Annotated in this window: 13 protein-coding genes and 1 pseudogene; 4 read left to right on the top strand and 10 right to left on the bottom strand. The window is 69.2% G+C overall.

Translation table 11 applies throughout. The features are described 5' to 3' along the window. Positions 1 to 68 precede the first annotated feature (68 nt). The gene (locus F6Q13_RS15220) at positions 69 to 2,183 is read right to left on the bottom strand and encodes an ATP-dependent DNA helicase UvrD2 (protein WP_293058127.1); all 2,115 of its coding nucleotides are present in this window, start codon (positions 2,181 to 2,183) and stop codon (positions 69 to 71) included. Positions 2,184 to 2,271: 88 nt separating this feature from the next. Here F6Q13_RS15220 and F6Q13_RS15215 point away from each other — a divergent pair, with 88 nt between their 5' ends. Beyond that, a complete protein-coding gene (locus tag F6Q13_RS15215) occupies positions 2,272 to 2,523 on the top strand; it encodes a mycoredoxin (RefSeq protein WP_293058119.1) in 252 nt (83 codons plus the stop codon). A gap of 2 nt (positions 2,524 to 2,525) precedes the next feature. Here F6Q13_RS15215 and nudC read toward each other — a convergent pair whose 3' ends face one another. The 4 genes from nudC to F6Q13_RS15195 form a co-directional block, all read right to left on the bottom strand. After that, on the bottom strand, positions 2,526 to 3,446 hold the full coding sequence (gene nudC, locus F6Q13_RS15210) for an NAD(+) diphosphatase (protein ID WP_293058116.1): 921 nt from the start codon (positions 3,444 to 3,446) through the stop codon (positions 2,526 to 2,528). A 34-nt stretch (positions 3,447 to 3,480) separates the two neighbouring features. Continuing rightward, entirely contained in the window at positions 3,481 to 4,548 is a 1,068-nt protein-coding gene (locus F6Q13_RS15205; RefSeq protein WP_293058113.1) for a TrkA family potassium uptake protein, read from the bottom strand. Between the two features lie 178 nt (positions 4,549 to 4,726). Further along, positions 4,727 to 7,969 (bottom strand): ATP-dependent helicase, encoded by a 3,243-nt coding sequence (locus tag F6Q13_RS15200; RefSeq protein WP_293058111.1) that lies wholly within the window; start codon positions 7,967 to 7,969, stop codon positions 4,727 to 4,729. Then, positions 7,966 to 11,109, bottom strand: coding sequence for an ATP-dependent DNA helicase (locus F6Q13_RS15195; protein ID WP_293058124.1), 3,144 nt, complete (start codon positions 11,107 to 11,109; stop codon positions 7,966 to 7,968). The genes F6Q13_RS15200 and F6Q13_RS15195 overlap by 4 nt, the downstream gene beginning before the upstream one ends. 129 nt (positions 11,110 to 11,238) lie before the next feature. On the opposite strand from F6Q13_RS15195, the gene F6Q13_RS15190 reads away from it, so the two are divergent. Further along, complete coding sequence (locus tag F6Q13_RS15190) at positions 11,239 to 12,021, top strand: alpha/beta fold hydrolase (protein ID WP_293058108.1); 783 nt, start codon at positions 11,239 to 11,241, stop codon at positions 12,019 to 12,021. Positions 12,022 to 12,081: 60 nt separating this feature from the next. On the opposite strand, the gene F6Q13_RS15185 is transcribed toward F6Q13_RS15190, so the two are convergent. The 4 genes from F6Q13_RS15185 to F6Q13_RS15170 all read right to left on the bottom strand — a co-directional run bounded on the left by F6Q13_RS15185 (position 12,082) and on the right by F6Q13_RS15170 (position 15,481). After that, positions 12,082 to 12,936, bottom strand: a complete 855-nt coding sequence (locus F6Q13_RS15185; RefSeq protein WP_293058105.1) for a TIGR02569 family protein — start codon at positions 12,934 to 12,936, stop codon at positions 12,082 to 12,084. 9 nt (positions 12,937 to 12,945) lie between these two features. Further along, on the bottom strand, positions 12,946 to 13,119 hold the full coding sequence (locus tag F6Q13_RS15180) for a hypothetical protein (protein WP_293058102.1): 174 nt from the start codon (positions 13,117 to 13,119) through the stop codon (positions 12,946 to 12,948). Positions 13,120 to 13,134: 15 nt separating this feature from the next. Then, positions 13,135 to 14,313 carry an adenylyltransferase/sulfurtransferase MoeZ gene (moeZ, locus tag F6Q13_RS15175; protein ID WP_293058121.1) on the bottom strand — a complete coding sequence of 393 codons (1,179 nt, stop codon included), beginning with the start codon at positions 14,311 to 14,313 and terminating at the stop codon, positions 13,135 to 13,137. Between the two features lie 115 nt (positions 14,314 to 14,428). Next, a complete protein-coding gene (locus F6Q13_RS15170; protein WP_293058099.1) occupies positions 14,429 to 15,481 on the bottom strand; it encodes a DUF3152 domain-containing protein in 1,053 nt (350 codons plus the stop codon). Positions 15,482 to 15,659: 178 nt separating this feature from the next. Between F6Q13_RS15170 and F6Q13_RS15165 the strand changes: the two genes are divergently transcribed. After that, positions 15,660 to 16,337 (top strand): TetR/AcrR family transcriptional regulator, encoded by a 678-nt coding sequence (locus F6Q13_RS15165; protein WP_293058096.1) that lies wholly within the window; start codon positions 15,660 to 15,662, stop codon positions 16,335 to 16,337. Here F6Q13_RS15165 and F6Q13_RS15160 read toward each other — a convergent pair. Next, positions 16,324 to 16,572 carry a DUF3107 domain-containing protein gene (locus F6Q13_RS15160; protein WP_293058093.1) on the bottom strand — a complete coding sequence of 83 codons (249 nt, stop codon included), beginning with the start codon at positions 16,570 to 16,572 and terminating at the stop codon, positions 16,324 to 16,326. The genes F6Q13_RS15165 and F6Q13_RS15160 overlap by 14 nt on opposite strands. Before the next feature lie 206 nt (positions 16,573 to 16,778). On the opposite strand from F6Q13_RS15160, the pseudogene F6Q13_RS15155 reads away from it, so the two are divergent. Then, positions 16,779 to 17,083 (top strand): annotated as a pseudogene (locus F6Q13_RS15155) (hypothetical protein); the annotation flags it as partial.

Below are 17,083 nucleotides of genomic sequence, written 5' to 3'. Positions count from 1 at the left end.
CATGCGTGAGGCACCAACCACCGCTTCGCGCTCACTTTTAGCTGAGGCACCTCGCTGATTTTTCGCGGTTAACCCCGGTTACGGACCAGCTCCAGCACGTCCGGACCGAACTGCTCCAGCTTGCGGGCACCGATCCCGGGGATCGCGACCAGGGCGAGCTCGTCGCAGGGCAGCATCTCGGCGATCGCGATCAGCGTGTTGTCGGTGAAGACCACGTAGGCCGGGACGTTCAGTTCCTTGGCGGTGCGCAGCCGCCATTCCTTGAGTCGCAGCAGCAATTCCTCGTCGAGGTCGGCTGCGCACGTCTGGCACCGGCGCAGCATGGTGGCCGTCGGCGAGGTCAGCGCCTTGTTGCAGATCCGGCACTGCTGTGCCGGGCCGGCGGCGCCACGATTGCGTCGTGGCCGGTTCGGGACCGGGCCAGGTGGTGTCTGGGGAGCGATCCCGGCCAAAAACCGGGACGGCTTGCGGCTCTGCCGACCGCCCGGGGTGCGCGACAGCGCCCAGCTCAGGGCCAGGTGCACACGGGCCCTGGTGATTCCGACGTAGAGCAACCGGCGCTCCTCCTCAACGGCTTCGCTGACCGCACCGTGGGCCAGTGCATGCGAGATCGGCAGCGTGCCGTCGGTCAATCCGACCAAAAACACCGCGTCCCACTCCAGCCCCTTGGCCGCGTGCAGGGACGCCAGCGTGACGCCCTGCACCACCGGAGGGTGGCGGGCCTCGGCGCGTGCCCGTAGCTCGGCGACTAAGCCCGGGAGGTCCAGCTGCGGTCGATGGACCAGCTCCTCGTCGACCAGCTCGGCCAGCGCGGTCAGCGCCTCCCAACGTTCCCTGGCCCGGGTGCCCGTCGGCGGCTGTGCCGTCAACCCGAGCGGCTCAAGGAGTCCGCGGACGCCATCAGACACCGGTCCGTCGGCGCCGCGGGCGGCCGCGCGCTGCAACAACAGCAGCGCCTGCCGGATCTCCTGACGACTGAAGAACCCCTCGCCGCCGCGGACCTGGTAGGAAACGCCGGCCCCGGTCAACGCCTCCTCATACACCTCGGACTGTGCGTTGACCCGATAGAGCACCGCAATCTCAGCGGGTGCAGTGCCGGACTCGACGAGCCGCACGATCGACTTGGCAACCGCGGCAGCCTCGGCGACTTCGTCGGGATACTCCTGAAATGACGGCGCCGGACCCGGATCCCGCTGGCCGACCAAACGCAGCTTGGCGCCGGCCACCCGGCCCTGCGCAGCGGCGATCACCCGGTTGGCCAGCGACACCACCTGCGGGGTGGAGCGGTAGTCGCGCTCCAGGCGCACCACGATCGCGTCCGGAAACCGCCGGGAAAAGTCCAGCAGATACCGCGGTGAGGCGCCGGTGAACGAGTAGATCGTTTGGTTGGCGTCGCCGACGACAGTCAGGTCGTCGCGATCCCCCAGCCACGCCGAGAGCACCCGCTGTTGCAGTGGGGTGACATCCTGGTATTCGTCCACGACGAAGCAGCGGTACCGGTCACGGAATTCCTCGGCCACCGCGGCATCGTTTTCGATCGCCGCCGCGGTGTGCAGCAACAGATCGTCGAAGTCGAGCAGCGTGACGCCGTCACGGCGGGCCTTGAGCGTCTCGTAGCCGGCGTACACGGACGCGATCTGACCCGGGTCCAACGGAACGTCGCGGCACGCCGCCGCGACCGCGTGCGGATACTGCTCCGGGGAGATCAGCGAAGCCTTGGCCCACTCGATCTCGCCGGCCAGGTCACGCACGTCGTCGGTGCTGAGCTTGAGCCCGGCGTTGTGCGCGGCGCGGCCGACCACGGCGAATTTGCTGTCGAGCAGCTGCCAGCCGGTGTCGCCGATGACCCGGGGCCAGAAATAACGCAGCTGGCGGTGCGCGGCGGCGTGAAACGTCAGTGCCTGCACCGCCCCGATGCCGGCGGCCCGGTTGTCGGCGGCGGCGCCCAGTGCGCGCAGCCGGCTGCGCATTTCGCCGGCGGCGCGCTGGGTGAACGTGACCGCCAGCACCTGATGCGCAGCCACGTGGCCGGCGGCCACCAGCGCGGCGATGCGGTGGGTGATGGTGCGGGTCTTGCCCGTGCCGGCGCCGGCCAGCACGCAGACAGGTCCGCGGGGCGCCAGCACGGCCTCGCGCTGGTCGTCGTCGAGGCCGGCGGTCAGCGCGTCGGGGATCACCGGCATGAAGTCCATCTTGGCAGTGCGGGCCGACACGGCCCGGGCAACGCCACGCCGCGGCAATAGGCATGGACTCGGTTATGTTTAACGACTTATGACAGCTTCACTCACCATGTACACCACGCCGTGGTGCGGTTACTGCTACCGCCTCAAGGCGCTGTTGAAGGTCGCCGGTATCTCCTACGAGGAGGTCAACATCGAGCAGGACGCCGCGGCCGCGGAGTTCGTCGGATCGGTCAACGGCGGCAACAAGACGGTTCCGACGGTGAAATTCGCGGACGGCTCGACGATGACCAACCCCGGCGCCGGTCAGATCAAGGCCAAGCTGGCCGAACTGGCCGGATAGCCTCAGCCGGCCGCCCAGGATTCGATGATCACCCGCGCTATCGAAACCGAACCCGGTAGCAGCAGCGTGGCCCCCGGGGAGCTGCTCCAATCGCCGGCGGCCAGTGCGGCGCGGACCTCGTCGCGGGTGAACCATGCCGCCTCGGCGATCTCCCCGTCACTGAATGAGAACTCCTGATCCGGATCGGCGACGGCGTGGAAGCCGACCATGAGCGAGCGCGGAAACGGCCACGGCTGGCTGCCCAGATAGCGCACGTCGCGCACCTCCAGGCCGATTTCCTCGCGGACCTCGCGGGCCACGCAGACCTCGAACGACTCGCCGGCTTCGACGAAACCGGCCAGCAACGAGAACAAGCGCGGCGGCCACACCGTCTGACGGGCCAGCACTGCACGCTCGCCGCCGTCGTGGACCAGGCAGATCACCGCAGGATCGATCCGCGGAAATTCCTCGCGGCCGGTCAGCGGATCGACCCGCGCCCAACCACAGCGCACCGGCTTGGTCGGAGCGCCGTCCACGGGGGAAAACCGCGCGTTGTCATGCCAGTTCAGCAGCGCCAGCGCCGAGGACACCAGTTGCGCACTAGTGTCGTCGAACAGCTCGCCGGAGCGTCGAAGGTCGGCCACCTCGGCATCCGGTGTCCCGTCCTCGGGTTCGCTCAGCGGTCCGCGCACCGCCCACACATGCCGGCCGTCTTCTAAACGGCCCAAAAACACCGCATCCGGGGGTGGCTTGTCGGCCAGCGCGTTCGCCGCACCCAGGACCACCCGGCCACCGGCCACCAGCACCTGATTGCGCGAATCGACTCGAAGCAGTGCAGCGCTAGCCCAGCCGGCGGTGGCCGCCTCGATGTCGGTCCGCAGTTTATCGGCCCGGTCGGCACCGACGCGCGACAGCAGCGGGACCCTCTGCAGCTGGAAATCCACGACCGTTACGGTAGGTGCTGCCGCTACGTGCCCGCTATTTGCCTGTGCTGCGAACGTAGAGCAGCCGGTCACCGGCCTCGATCGCATCGACTTCCGGCGCGTCGACGCGCAACAGTTGCCCGTCGCGGACCACGCCGAGCACGATGTCACGCAGATGCCTTGGCGAGCCACCGACTTCGGTCTGCTCGACTGCACGTTCGGCGATGGCGAATCCCGCGGCCGGCGTCAGCAGGTCCTCGATCATCGCTACCACGCTGGGCGTGGTGGTGGCGATGCCGAGCAGCCGGCCGGCGGTTTCGGAGGACACCACCACGGAGTCTGCCCCGGACTGCCGCAGCAGGTGCTGGTTTTCCGCCTCGCGAATAGCCGCCACGATCTTGGCCTTGGGCCCGATTTCCCGGGCCGTCAACGTGACCAGCACCGCGGTGTCGTCGCGGCTGGTGGCCACGATGACCGCGGCTGCGTGCTGAACACCTGCCAACCGCAGCACGTCGGACTTGGTGGCATCGCCGCGCACGGTCACCAACCCGGCGGCGGCCGCATGGTCGAGGACCGCCTGGTCAGCGTCGACGACGACGATGTCGCCGGCCGGGACCTGGTCGCTGAGCATCGCCGCGACCGCCGTCTTGCCCTTGGTGCCGTACCCGATGACGACGGTGTGGTTGCGCACTTTGTTCCTCCAACGCTGGATTTTCAGTGCCTGCCGGGATGTCTCGGTGAGCACCTCCAGGGTCGTTCCGACCAGCACGATCAGGAACGCGACCCGCAGCGGAGTGATGACCGCGACGTTGACCAGTCGGGCGGCCTGGGTATAGGGGGTGATGTCGCCGTAGCCGGTCGTCGACAGCGACACCGCCGAGTAGTACAGGCAGTCCAGGAAGGTCAGCGGGCGGTTGCCGGCGGCGTCGTGATATCCGCCGCGGTCGAGATAGACAATCCCGGTGGCCACGAACAACGCCACCAGGGCGACGGTCACCCGGCGCGAGATGATGCGAACCGGGCCCACTTCACTTCCCGGGATGCGCAGCACGCCGACCAGCGCATAACTGGGCTGGGTGGTCAACGTCTCGTCGAAACCGCTCCGCCGGCTAGCTCTGGCCACAACTCCCCTTCATCGGCCGGCGCACGACACGGCGCACGACACAATGTAACCCGCACCCACAGTGCATTGCGACGGCGACCAGGCACCCGCATACCGCATGGCGACCTGATCGGCGTCGGCATCACGCAGCTGCCGGCACCGAAGCCCTGTTTACCTGCCCTGACCTCCGCGCTCAGGATCAGGCGCACGGCTTAGTCCGATCATCAGCGGCGAGCAGCGCGGCCAGTTCGTCCGCGTCCGGCAGGGTTTCGGGGACCACGGTGACCGCGTCACGGACGTAGTGGAAAGCGGCGCGCACCAAGGATTCCGGGCAGCCGCTGAGCGCCGCCCAGGCCAGCCGGTATACGCCGAGCTGGATTGCGGCCTGCCGGGCGGATTCCGCGCTGCGCGGCGGCTCGCCGGTCTTCCAGTCCACAACCGTGGCGCCGCCGTCGGGATCGGCGAACACCGCGTCGATGCGGCCGCGCAGCACCGTGTCACCCAGCGCCATCTCGAAAGGCACCTCGACGGCGGCCGGTGTGCGGGTGGCCCATGGCGACGAGCGGAACGCGGCCTGCAGCGCAGTGAGTTGCCCGGCGTCGGCTCCGGACGTGTCCGCGTCGGCTGCGCCGGGCAGGTCAGCCAGATCCAACAACGGGTCAGCTCCGTAGAACCGCGCAACCCAATCGTGAAACGCGGTGCCCAGCGCGGAACGCGGCTCAGGCCGTGCCGGCAGCTGCCGCGTCAACCGCTGCCGTGCGCCCGCCGGGTCGCGGACGACCTCCACCAGGCCACTGACCGAAAGCTGGCAGGGCAGCGCGAGCGCCGGCGGCGACGCTATTCGGGCCCGTTCGGCCAGCAGCGCGTCGACATCGGCGGCCCACTCGTCGGAGCAGACCGGCGCGGAGGCCTGCGGCGGCTCCCCTGCCGACATCGCCGCGGCGACCAGCGCCGCCCCACGCTCCACGTCGGCGCGCCGCGCACCCAGCGGATCAGCCGGCCAGATCGCCTCGACACCACTGTCGCGAAACGGGTTGCGTTCCCCGGCAGCCGGGGCCCAGTGTTCGACGACACCGCAAGCATCGCCGGCGGCTGCTGAGCGTTCGATGATGTCTTTGAGCTCATCCAGAAAGTCGGACGGGCCACGCGGCTTGACCCCCGTGGCACCCCACTGGTGACCGGAAACAAGCAGGGTGTCCTGGGCGCGGGTGATCGCGACGTACAGCAGCCGGCGCTCCTCGTCGAGGCGGCGCTGCTCGAGCTGACGCCGGTGAGCAGCGATCCGGTCCGACAGTTGCTTGCGGTCGGTGACGTCGGAGGTATCCAATTCCGGCACCCCGTACACACCGGCCGAGGCGCGGTCCCCCCGCAGCAGTGGGGGCAGTTCGGCGGCGTCAGTCAGCCAGGACGCCCCCGACGCCGTCGACGGGAAGATTCCCGTCGACAGGTGCGGCACGGCCACCACCTGCCATTCCAACCCCTTGGCGGCGTGGACGGTGAGCACCTGGACCCGCCCGGCGTCGGCAGCTGCCTGCGCTCGCGGCAAACCGTTCTCGACGACGGCGGCCGCGTCGAGGTAGGCGAGCAGACCGGCGACCGACGGCGGCGACAGGTTCGGCGCGCCGCGCGCCCGGTCGGCGTAGCCGTTGACCACGTCGGCGAAGGTGTCGAGGTGCTCGGTGCCGGTCCGGCCCGGGTGAGCCGATTGCGCCGCATGCACCTCGCAGTCGACGCGCAACACCCGGCGCACCTCGGCGACCAGGTCGGGCAGCGGATGACCGAGGTGACCGCGCAGGGCGGTCAGCTCCGCAGCGAGCGCGACGATGCGCCGGTATCCGGAGGCGGAATAGTGGCTCGCCGGCCCGGGATCGTCGATAGCGTCTGCCAGGCACGGCGCCTCGGAGTCGAAGGCCGGCCCCCCGGATGCGAGCCCTATGGCGCGGCGCCACAGTGCGGCGATGTCACGGCCACCGAGGCGCCACCGCGGGCCGGCCAGTACCCGCATCGCGGCCGCGCCGGCGGTGGGGTCGGCGAGCAACCTCAGCATCGCCACCACGTCGGCGACCTCGGGAACCGACAACAACCCGGCCAGCCCAACCACCTCCACCGGGATGCCCCGCGCCCGCAACGCCGCCGCCATCGGGGCAGCGTCGGTGTTGCGGCGCACCAACACCGCGGCGGTGGGCGGCGTGAAACCGTCGGCGTGGGCCCGCTGATAGTGGTGCTGCAGGTGGTCGGCGATCCATTCCCGCTCGGCGGTCACGTCGGCCAGCAGCGCGCACCGCACCGTACCCGGCGAGGCGTCGGGCCGGCATCGCAGCGCTTGGACGGCCACCGACCGTCGTCGCGCGTCGGCCGCCACCGCGTTGGCCACCCGCAGGGCCCGCGACGGATTGCGCCAGCTGGTGCGCAACTCCAGCACCGGCGCGGGGCTGCCGTCAGCCCGGGGGAAGTCGGTGCTGAACCGGGGGAGATTGGTCGCCGAGGCACCGCGCCAGCCATAGATCGACTGGATCGGATCCCCGACGGCGGTCAACGCCAACGTGTCGTCGGCTCCCCCACCGAACAGCGCCGACAACATGATGCGCTGAGCGTGTCCGGTGTCCTGGTACTCGTCGAGCAGCACCACCCGGTAGCTGCTGCGCAGCTGCGCCCCGACGTGCGGCAACTCCCTCGCCAGCCGCGCTGCCGAGGCCATCTGCATGCCGAAGTCCATCACCTTCTCGGCCCGCATCCGCTCGTGCAACGCATCGATCAGCGGCACGACTTCGGCACGCTCGGTCTGGGTGGCCAGCAGCCGCAGCAGCCATTGGCTGGGCCCGCCTCGTTGATAGCGTCCGGCCGGCAAGGTGTGCACGAGGCGTTCCAGCTCCGCCTGGGTGTCGCGCAGTTGCGCGGTGTCGACGAGGTGCTCGGCGAGCTGGCCTGCCAGCCGCAGCACCATGGCGGTGACCGCGGCCGGGGTTTTGTCGGTGCGCAGCTCGCCGCGGTAGCCGTTGACCACGTCGAAAGCCAGCTGCCACAACTCGGTCTCGCTGAGCAGCCGGGCGCCCGGCTCGATGGCCGCGCGCAGGCCATGCTCGCGCACCAGCTGGCCGGCGAATGCGTGGTAGGTGCTCACCGTCGGCGTCCGGGCCGGGTCGGGATCGGGGGGCGTCAGGCCGGCGCCCGCCAGCCGGGCCAGACGGGTGCGGACCCGGCGCAGCAGCTGCGCGGCGGCCTTGCGAGTGAACGTCAATCCCAGTACCTGGCCGGGTTCGGCGTAGCCGTTGGCGACGAGCCAGACCACCCGCGCGGCCATGGTCTCGGTTTTACCGGCGCCGGCTCCGGCGATGACTACCAGCGGTCCCGGTGGCGCGGCGATCACCGCGGCCTGCTCCTCGGTCGGCTGGAAAAGCCCCAGTGTGCAAGCTAATTCGGCGGGGCTGTACCGGGGGGTCATGCCGGCCCTGTCTGCTCGACGCCGCAGTGGGCCGGGCAGCTTGACCGTATGGGGCAGTGCGGACAGCCGTCGTTGACCCGGGCGATGAACTGTGGTCCGGCGGTCTTCGCGGCGAGGTGTCGGATCAGGCTGCGCCACTCGTCGCGCGCGGCCGGGGTCAACGGGTCCTGCTCGCGTTGGGTGGCGTTGCCGGATCCCGGTCGCCCCAGGTACACCAGCCGGGCGCCGCCGGGCTCCTCGCCGTGCGGCAGCAGGCCCTCGGCCACCGCCAGCTGGTAGGCCGCCAGTTGCGCGTGCTGCTGCGCATCGTCCTTGCTGACCGGTGTCTTGCCGGTCTTGACGTCGATGACCACCAGCCGGCCCGCCGCGTCGCGTTCGAGCCGGTCGATGCGTCCGCGCAGCCGAACACCGGCAGCGCCGCCGCCCCGCACCCGCAGGGCTCCGTCAACCTCGACCTCGACGCCGACCTCGGTCAGCTCGCTGCGTGTTTGGGCCCGCCACTGCAGGAATGTCTGCAGCATGGCGCGGTGGCGGGCCAGCTCGTTGGCTGCGAACCAGGGTGAATCGAACGGCAGCTGCTCCCACAACCGGTCCAGCGCCGCCAGCATCGTCGACTCGCTGGCGGCCGGTTCAGCGATCAGCGCGTGCAGCACCGAACCGGTGGTGGCACGCAGATCGCGCGGATTGGCTCCGCCATGGTTTTCGGCCAGCCAGCGCAGCGGGCAGTCGGCCAGCGTCTGCAAGCTGGACGGTGTCAGGGTGACCGTGTGATCCGCCCCGCTGTACAACGGCGCCATGGTGCTGACCGGCGTCATGCCGTACCACTCGGCCGGATCGGCGCCGGGCACCCCGGCCCGGGCCAGCCGGGCCAGCTGTGTCGCCGCGCCGGCCCGAGCCGCCTCGCTCACCGTGCCCGGCGCAGCACACACCACCGCACGCAGTTGACCCACCACCGCCGCCGGCGACAACACCCGGGGCGCGGCGATCGGTTCCAGCCCGGGCGCGGATTCGGTGGCCCAGCGGGCTATCTCGGCGAAAAACACCGATGGCGACACGACCGCGGTTTCGGAACTGCCGTCGCCGGATTCCCCATCAACGGCGGTCACCAGCAACCGCCGCCGGGCCCGGCCCATCGCCGCCACCAGCAGCCGCCGCTCGTCGGCGAGCAGCGGCGCCCGTAACGAGGCGTTGTCGTCGACTCCGTCGAGTACATCGAGCAGCCGCTGGGTGCCCAACACCCCGCCGCGAGGAACGGTGTTGGGCCACAACCCTTCTTGCAGGCCGGCGATCACGACCAGATCCCACTCGTGTCCGAGCGCGGCGTGTGCGCTCAGCACCCGCACCGCCTCGGGCGACTCCGCCGGCTCGGGCCCGTCGGTAGCCAGCTGGACCGTCCCGACGTGCTCGATCAGCCCGCGCAGTGATGCTCCGCCGGTGTTGGACGCGTAAGTGTGGGCTGCGTCGAACAATGCGGTTACCGCATCCAAGTCGCGGCCGGCCTGGGCTCCGGCCGGGCCGCCTCGCTCCCATGCTGCCAGCCAGCGGCGCTGAAGGCCCGAGCGCTGCCACACGGCCCACAGCGTCTCGCGGGGGTCGCGGCCCGCACGATGGCATCGGACCGCCGCGTCCAGCACCGTCCGGACGCGTCGCAGCGGGCAGGCCTGCGCGGGCGGAAGCCCGGCCATGACCAGTCCGGCGGAAGCGTTGCCTGCTGAGCGATCGCCGGACAAAGCGGCCACCAGCAGGTCCGTGTCTCCGAGAGGTTGGTCGCGGGCGTCGGCACGGCGACGCAGGGTTCGGCACAGCCCGCGCAGCGACACCGGGTCCATCCGACCGATCGGCCCGGTCAGCAGCGCCAGCGCCCGCTCGCCGTCCAGTCCGTGGACCACGGTGGCCAGCACGGTCAGCAACGCCCGCGCCGCGGGCTGCTCAGCCAGTGGCCCACCGGGGTCCGGCGAGACGACCGGCACCCCGGCGCGCGCCAGTGCCTGCGACAACCCGGCGGCGATTCGTGGCACTGACCTGACGATCACTGCCATCTGCGACCACGGCAGCCCGTCGATCAGATGGGCGCGCCGCACCGCGTCGGCGATCACCGCGGCCTCCGCATGCGCGGAGGCCGCCAGCCGCATTGTCAGCGATCCCGTGATCGCCGGGTTACCGCAGATCGGACTGCCACCGGGGACTCGGGCTGCGATGCCCGACACCGCGCGAGCGATCTCCGGAGCGCAGCGATACGACCTGGTCAGCGCCACCGCCGGGGCTCCGTCGCCGAGTAACACCGCCGGTTCGGCGCCGCGGAAGCCGAACACCGCCTGGCCGGGATCCCCCGAAATCAGGGTCAGCTCGGCGCCGGCGGCCAGCACCCGCACCAGGCGGGCGGCCTGCGGGTCGAGCTGCTGGGCGTCGTCGACCAGCAGCACTCGGATCCGGGCGTGCTGGGCAGCCACCAGGCCAGGGTCGACGGCAAGGGCCTCCAGGGCCGCCCCGATCAGCTCGGCAGCGCCCACCTCCGGTGTCGTCGCCTGCGGAGCCGCGGTGCCGACGGCCGCACGCAGCAGCATCACCTGCTCGTACTGGCGCGCGAACCGGCCCGCGGCCACCCATTCCGGGCGCCCGCAGGCCCGGCCCAGCTGTTGTAGCTCTTGGGGGCCGATGCCGCGTTCAGCGCAGCGGGCCAACAGATCCCGCAACTCTGTGACGAACCCGGCGGTGCGCAGCGCGGGCCGCAGCTGCACGGGCCAAGCCGTCCCCGCCGCGCGGCCATCGGCGATGTCGCCGGCCAGTAGTTCGGCGATGATTTGATCTTGCTCTGCGCTGGGGACCAGTCGCGGCGGCGGGTCGCCGGCCCGCTGTGCGGCTAGCCGCAACACCGCGAACGCATAGCTGTGCACCGTGCGCACCAGCGGCTCCCGGATCGCCGGAACCAGCCCTTGGCCTACCCGCGAGCCCAACAACTGCCTCGTGAACGCAGTGCGCGCCCGGGTTCCCACCCGGCCGGGCGTCAGCAACAATACCGACCCCGGGTCGACACCGGCGGCGATGCGCTTGGCCGCGGCGTTGGCCAGCAGAGTGCTTTTGCCGGTGCCCGGTCCACCCAGTATCCGCAGCCGGCCACGCAAACCCGGGTCGAACACCATGTCCGCTTCGGGACCCCACCGATAAGCCTGCCGATCTGACCGCCGAGATGACATAGCGGCATGACACCACAGCGGTCCGACAAGTCCGCCCACCGAAACCCGTCGGCGACCAACTGGCACTATCGATGCGTGAGCCTGCATGTGCACCGCTATGGGCCGCCGGGACCGGTGCGGTTGCTGGCGATCCATGGGTTGACCGGCCATGGGCAGCGGTGGCGATCACTGGCGGCGGGCCATCTGCCCGACATCAGCGTCGCGGCACCCGATCTGCTCGGGCACGGCAGGTCGTCGTGGGCGGCACCGTGGACTATCGATGCCAACGTCACCGCACTGGCCGGCCTGCTCGACGATCTCGCCGATGCCCCGGTGGTCGTAGTCGGGCATTCCTTCGGCGGCGCGGTTGCGTTGCACCTGGCCAACGCGCATCCCGACCGGGTGAGCGCCTTGGTGCTGCTCGACCCGGCGATCGGGCTGGACGGTGAGTGGATGCGCAAGATCGCCGACGCGATGCTGGCCTCCCCCGACTATCCGGACGCCGCGCAGGCCCGCGCCGAGAAGTCGGCGGGTTCGTGGGTCGATGTCGAGCCCGCACTGCTCGACGCCGAACTCGAGGCGCATCTCGTCGAGCTGCCGAACGGGCGGTACGGCTGGCGGGTCAGCCTGCCGGCGATGATGTCTTACTGGAGTGAGCTGGCCCGGGCGATCGTGTTGCCGCCGCAGGGAATCCGGACGACAGTGGTGCGGGCGGCGTGGACGGTGCCGCCGTATGTCGGTGACGAGCTGATCGCGGGCCTGCGCGGCCGGCTGGGTTCCGACTTCGAGCTGGTGGACTTGGATTGTGAGCACATGGTGGCCCAGGCCAAACCCGCCGAGGTCGCCGCGCTGATCCGCAATGACCTTGCCCACCGGTGATCGCGGCGTTCCGCGACAGTGCACTGAGCGACGGCCCCTCTCGGGAACTCGTCACACGGATCAGAGGACGAGACGGACCAGCGCAGCCGTGCGGACCAGCCCCGGGAAAGCCTCTGCGGTAGAGCGCGGGTGCAGCGCGTGGACCGCCAGCCGGAACATCAACGCCCGCAACAACATCTGCGGCCACTCCGGCAAGGCGCTCCAGCGCTCGATGAGCCCTTCATCGGCTTCGCCCCACGACAACGCGTCGACGACCACCACGCCGGCGGCCCACGACGCCGGCCGCCAGTACGGGGTGATGTCGGTGATCCCCGGTGCGGCGGTGCCCGCGAAAAGCACCGTACCGTAGAGGTCGCCATGCACCAGCTGGCTGGGGCTCTTGGTTCGCCGTCGCAGTCCGGCAAGCTGATTGAGCAGCTCGATCGACCGCTGACCGTCGGCCGACGGCGGAGCGGTCCGCGCCGCCGGCGGCACCGACTGCAGCGGCCGATCCTCCCAGGCGGCTCGGTCTGCAGCAATGAACACGTCGATATCGGCCCACGGCAGCGACGGACCCTGGGTCAGGAATCGTGGTCGTTCCAGTTTGCTGGTAGCTTCGTGCAGCCGCACGGCCGTGGAGACGACTTCGTCGTGTCGGGGCTCGGGCGCACCGGCAACGAAAGTATCGGCCCGCCAACCCGAAACCACGTAGCGACCGTCGGTCGATCGAACCGGCCGGGCTAGGCGGACCCCGTCGACGAACAGCGTCTCACGCACCCGGGCGGACCACGCGGCCCGAGCGTGATCGGCCACCATCGATAGCACCACTTCGCCGCAGCGCCAGCCGCCTTCCCAGCCGGCACCCAGCGGCACCGGTGTCACACCACTTAAACCGAACGCCGCTAATACATGCTCGGGCGGCGGCTCGACGGTCATTGGCTTAGCTTAATAGCGCTCAGCTGCGGCGACGCGGGCCGACACGCCTTCGCGCAGCGCGCTCTGCATCGTCGCCGGCCGGCCCAATTCGGCCGACTCCTCCTCATCGCGCAGCGCGCTCTGCATCGTCGCCGGCCGGCCCAATTCGGCCGACTCCTCCTCATCGCGCAGCGCGCTCTGCATCGTCGCCGGCCCGGCCTAGTACATCACCATGTCAGGCTGCATCTGTCTGGCCCATGCGACGATTCCTCCTTGCAAGTGCATCGCGTCGGTGAATCCGGCCTTCTTCACAGCGGCCAGCACCTCGGCGGAGCGCACACCGGTCTTGCAATAGAACACCGGAATCCGGTCCTGGGGCAGTTGCGCCAGGCCCGCGCCGGAGTTGATGGCCGACTTCGGAATCAACTGCGCGCCGTCGATGCGGTTGATCGCCCACTCTGCCGGCTCGCGCACGTCTATCAGGGCAATCTTCGTGCCGGAGTTCAACAGCTCATGCAGCTCTTGCGGGGTGATGGTGGAGTCGGCCGCCGCGTCGGCGACGTCTTCGGAGACCACACCGCAGAACAGCTGGTAGTCCATTAACTCGGTGATCTTCGGCGTCGACGGATCCCGGCGGATCGTGATGGTTCGGTAACTCATCTCGAGTGCGTCGTAGATCATCAACCGGCCCAACAGCGGCTCGCCGATGCCTGTGATCAGTTTGATCGCCTCGGTGCTCATCACCGACGCGATCGAGGCGCACAGCACGCCCAGCACCCCGCCCTCGGCGCAGGACGGCACCAGACCCGGTGGCGGCGGCTCAGGATATAGGTCGCGGTAGTTGATGCCGCGGCCATCGGGGGCATCCTCCCAGAACACCGACACCTGGCCCTCGAAGCGGTAGATCGAGCCCCAGACATAAGGCTTGCCGGCAAGTACCGCAGCATCGTTGACCAGGTAACGGGTGGCGAAGTTGTCGGTGCCGTCGAGAATTAAGTCGTATTGCCCGAACAGGTCCACGGCGTTGCCGGGTTCCAGCCTCATCTCGTGCAGCCGCACCGCAACCAGCGGGTTGATCTCGGCGATCGAATCGCGCGCCGACTGCGCCTTGGACCTTCCCAGGTCGGATACGCCGTGGATGATCTGGCGCTGGAGGTTGGACTCGTCGACGACATCGAAGTCGACGACGCCGATCGTACCGACTCCGGCAGCGGCCAGGTACAACAAGGCCGGGGATCCCAGCCCGCCTGCGCCGATCACCAGAACGCGGGCATTTTTGAGCCGCTTCTGCCCCTCGACACCTAGGTCGGGAATGATCAGATGCCGGCTGTAGCGGGCCACCTCGGCACGGCTGAGCTCCGCGGCTGGTTCAACCAGCGGCGGCAACGACGTCGACACCGATATCTCCTCAGTTTTGCTCGTCAAGATCGTAGTTGTCGCAGCGCTCTGCACCCATCACATGACCGAATCAACATCGAAGCACCGGCGAGGCTTCCCCGGCTCGATTGCCCGATTACGGGATCGGGTAAGGCCAGGGATTGAATCGGCAGGTCTTGCCGTCGGCCTTGACCCATTCCGGGTCGAATCTCGCCGCGTCATTATCCGAGGTGGAAAACGTCTGCTGCATCATCACCGGCGCCAGACCGCCGGATTTGTCGCACGACTCGTGCCGCAGATAACCGATGGCGTGGCCAACCTCATGATTAATGACGTACTGGCGGTACGACCCGATGTCTCCCTCGAACGGAACCGCACCGCGGACCCACCGCGCCTCGTTGATGAAAACCCGCGGTTGCGCGTCGGGACCGAACGACGGGTTGTAGCACGACGTCTCCAGCGGGAACTCGTCACCACAGCCCTCGCGCACTGTTGCCGGCGAGCTCATCGAGATCCGGAAGTCGGGATTGCCCTGGTCGGCTGCGTCGACGCGGATGAACGCGAATTGCGGGTTGTGTATCCAGCTCTTCGGATTAGCCAAGGTCTGGTCGACCATCCGTGCGAACGCGTCGTCACCGCCGAACATGCTGGGGTCGATACCGTTTTCCACCTCGACCGTGTACCGAAACACCTTCGCCGTGCCCTGGCCGACCTTCGGCATGGTGCCGGGAACTATGCGCCAGGTGTTGTCCCCGGCCTCGGCAAACTGCCCGCCGTCTGGCAGCACTCCGGTCGGCAGGTTCGCGTCGAACTGGGTCAGCCCGCGCGGCGGCGCGTCGATAATCGCGGTGCCTACCGCGCCGATCTTCGGCGGACCCTGAACCGGTCCTTCCGAGGCCGGGGCCGAGGCACCGGTGTCGCTGACCGTCTGATAAACAACCACCCCGGTCACGGCCGCCAGCACCGGCAGCGCGTAGGCGCGCCAGCCATAGGTGGACACGAACCGGCCCAACCAGGTCTGTTTGCGCCAGCGGCGGGAGCTGTCCCGTGCGGACCGGGGTCGTCCCGCACCCCAGGCCAGCGGGTCCCGCTGCGCGCGCAGGGGTTCACGCCGGTCGTCGCGGCAGACCGGTACGCGGCCGGATGCGCGCCAATCCGGTTCGTCGGTCACTGATCCAGGATGGCACATTCTTTGCTTCTAGCGACGCTAGCTGCACCTGATGGCGCCCCATTGGCTGCCCGAGGGTGTCGACCGCGCTGTTTGGCCCCTGTCCGGCGTCGATGGTGATCCGTTGGCGAAGCGGGTAGTAGTGTCGGTGCGACGAGCAGCAAATAGCCGCATCGGTGGCCACCGAATCGAGGGGTTGATGAGCGATCTCGCCAACGCGGTCGGGCGGACCGGCGTCCAACCGACCGGCAGCAATCGACCGGTGGAGACCGCCGCCCGTCGCGGTAACCGTCTGCCCCGCGATGAGCGCCGCGGCCAGCTCCTTATCGCCGCCAGCGACGTTTTTGTCGACCGCGGCTATCACGCCGCCGGTATGGACGAAATAGCGGAGCGGGCCGGTGTCAGCAAACCCGTTCTCTACCAGCACTTCACCAGCAAACTGGAGTTGTATCTGGCAGTCTTGCAGCGGCACGTAGACAATCTGGTCTCGGGCGTACGCCAGGCGCTGCGTACCACCACCGATAACCGGCAACGGTTACGCGCGGCCGTGCAGGCGTTCTTCGACTTCATCGAGCACGACAGCCAGGGCTACCGGCTGATCTTTGAAAACGACAACGTCACCGAGCCACAAGTTTCCGCACAGGTCCGGGTGGCCACCGAGGCATGTATCGACGCGGTGTTCGACCTGATCAGCGCCGACTCTGGATTGGATCCGCACCGAGCGAGGATGATCGCCGTGGGGCTGGTCGGTATCAGCGTCGACTGCGCACGATACTGGCTGGACACCGACCGGCCGATTTCCAAGGAAGACGCCGTGGAAGGAACCGTCCAGTTCGCCTGGGGTGGCCTGTCGCACGTTCCGCTTACCCGCTCTTAGTCGAGCCGGCCCCGATTCCGAAGCCGACCTTGCGCGCGTCGGCGACACCGATTTCCACGTAGGCAATTTTGGCAGCCTGGATCAGGAAACGACGACCCTTCTCGTCGGTCAGACTCAGCACGTCGGAGCCCTTACCCAGCGCAGCGGTGACCGATTCCTCGACCTCGCTGGGTGTCTGCGCGCTGGTGAAGACCAGTTCGCGCGGGCTGTCTGTGATACCGATCTTGACCTCCACCCGGGCACCTTCCTTGCTAGACATTCTCTGCAAGCAGGCTAGTGGACGACCCGGACGCGCGCCGCGAAAGACGGTTCCCGGCAATCGGTCGGCAGACGCCGCACCCGCTGCCACCGTCGCCAAATCGTGACCGAAACGCGCGCGCGGCGCCCGGATCGGACCCCACCGAGATCGATAACATCTGCCTCATTAGCACCACAGATCACGTGGATAGCGCCATCTACGACTATCCGGACGACGACATCTATCCCGAAAGCGATGCGCTTTACGGGTCAGCCGACCGTCGGTGGCGGCCGGTTGCCACCATCGCCGGCGTGGTGTTCGTCCTGGCGGTGATCGCCACCGTCGTCATCGTCAACGGCGGCGATAGTGCCTCGACGTCGGCGACGGTGGCGCCACCCAGCCGCACGGTAACCGCAGGCCGGCCCACACCGCCGTCGGTGCCGCCCACCCCGTCACTGCCGCCGGAGACAGTGACCACCGAGACGCCGCCGCCGCGAGCACCCACCAA

It is taken from the genome of Mycobacterium sp. (assembly GCF_008709575.1).
Lineage (GTDB): Bacteria > Actinomycetota > Actinomycetes > Mycobacteriales > Mycobacteriaceae > Mycobacterium.
Note: the sequence above shows the minus strand (reverse complement) of the source record. Positions and strands in the feature narration are given on the sequence as shown.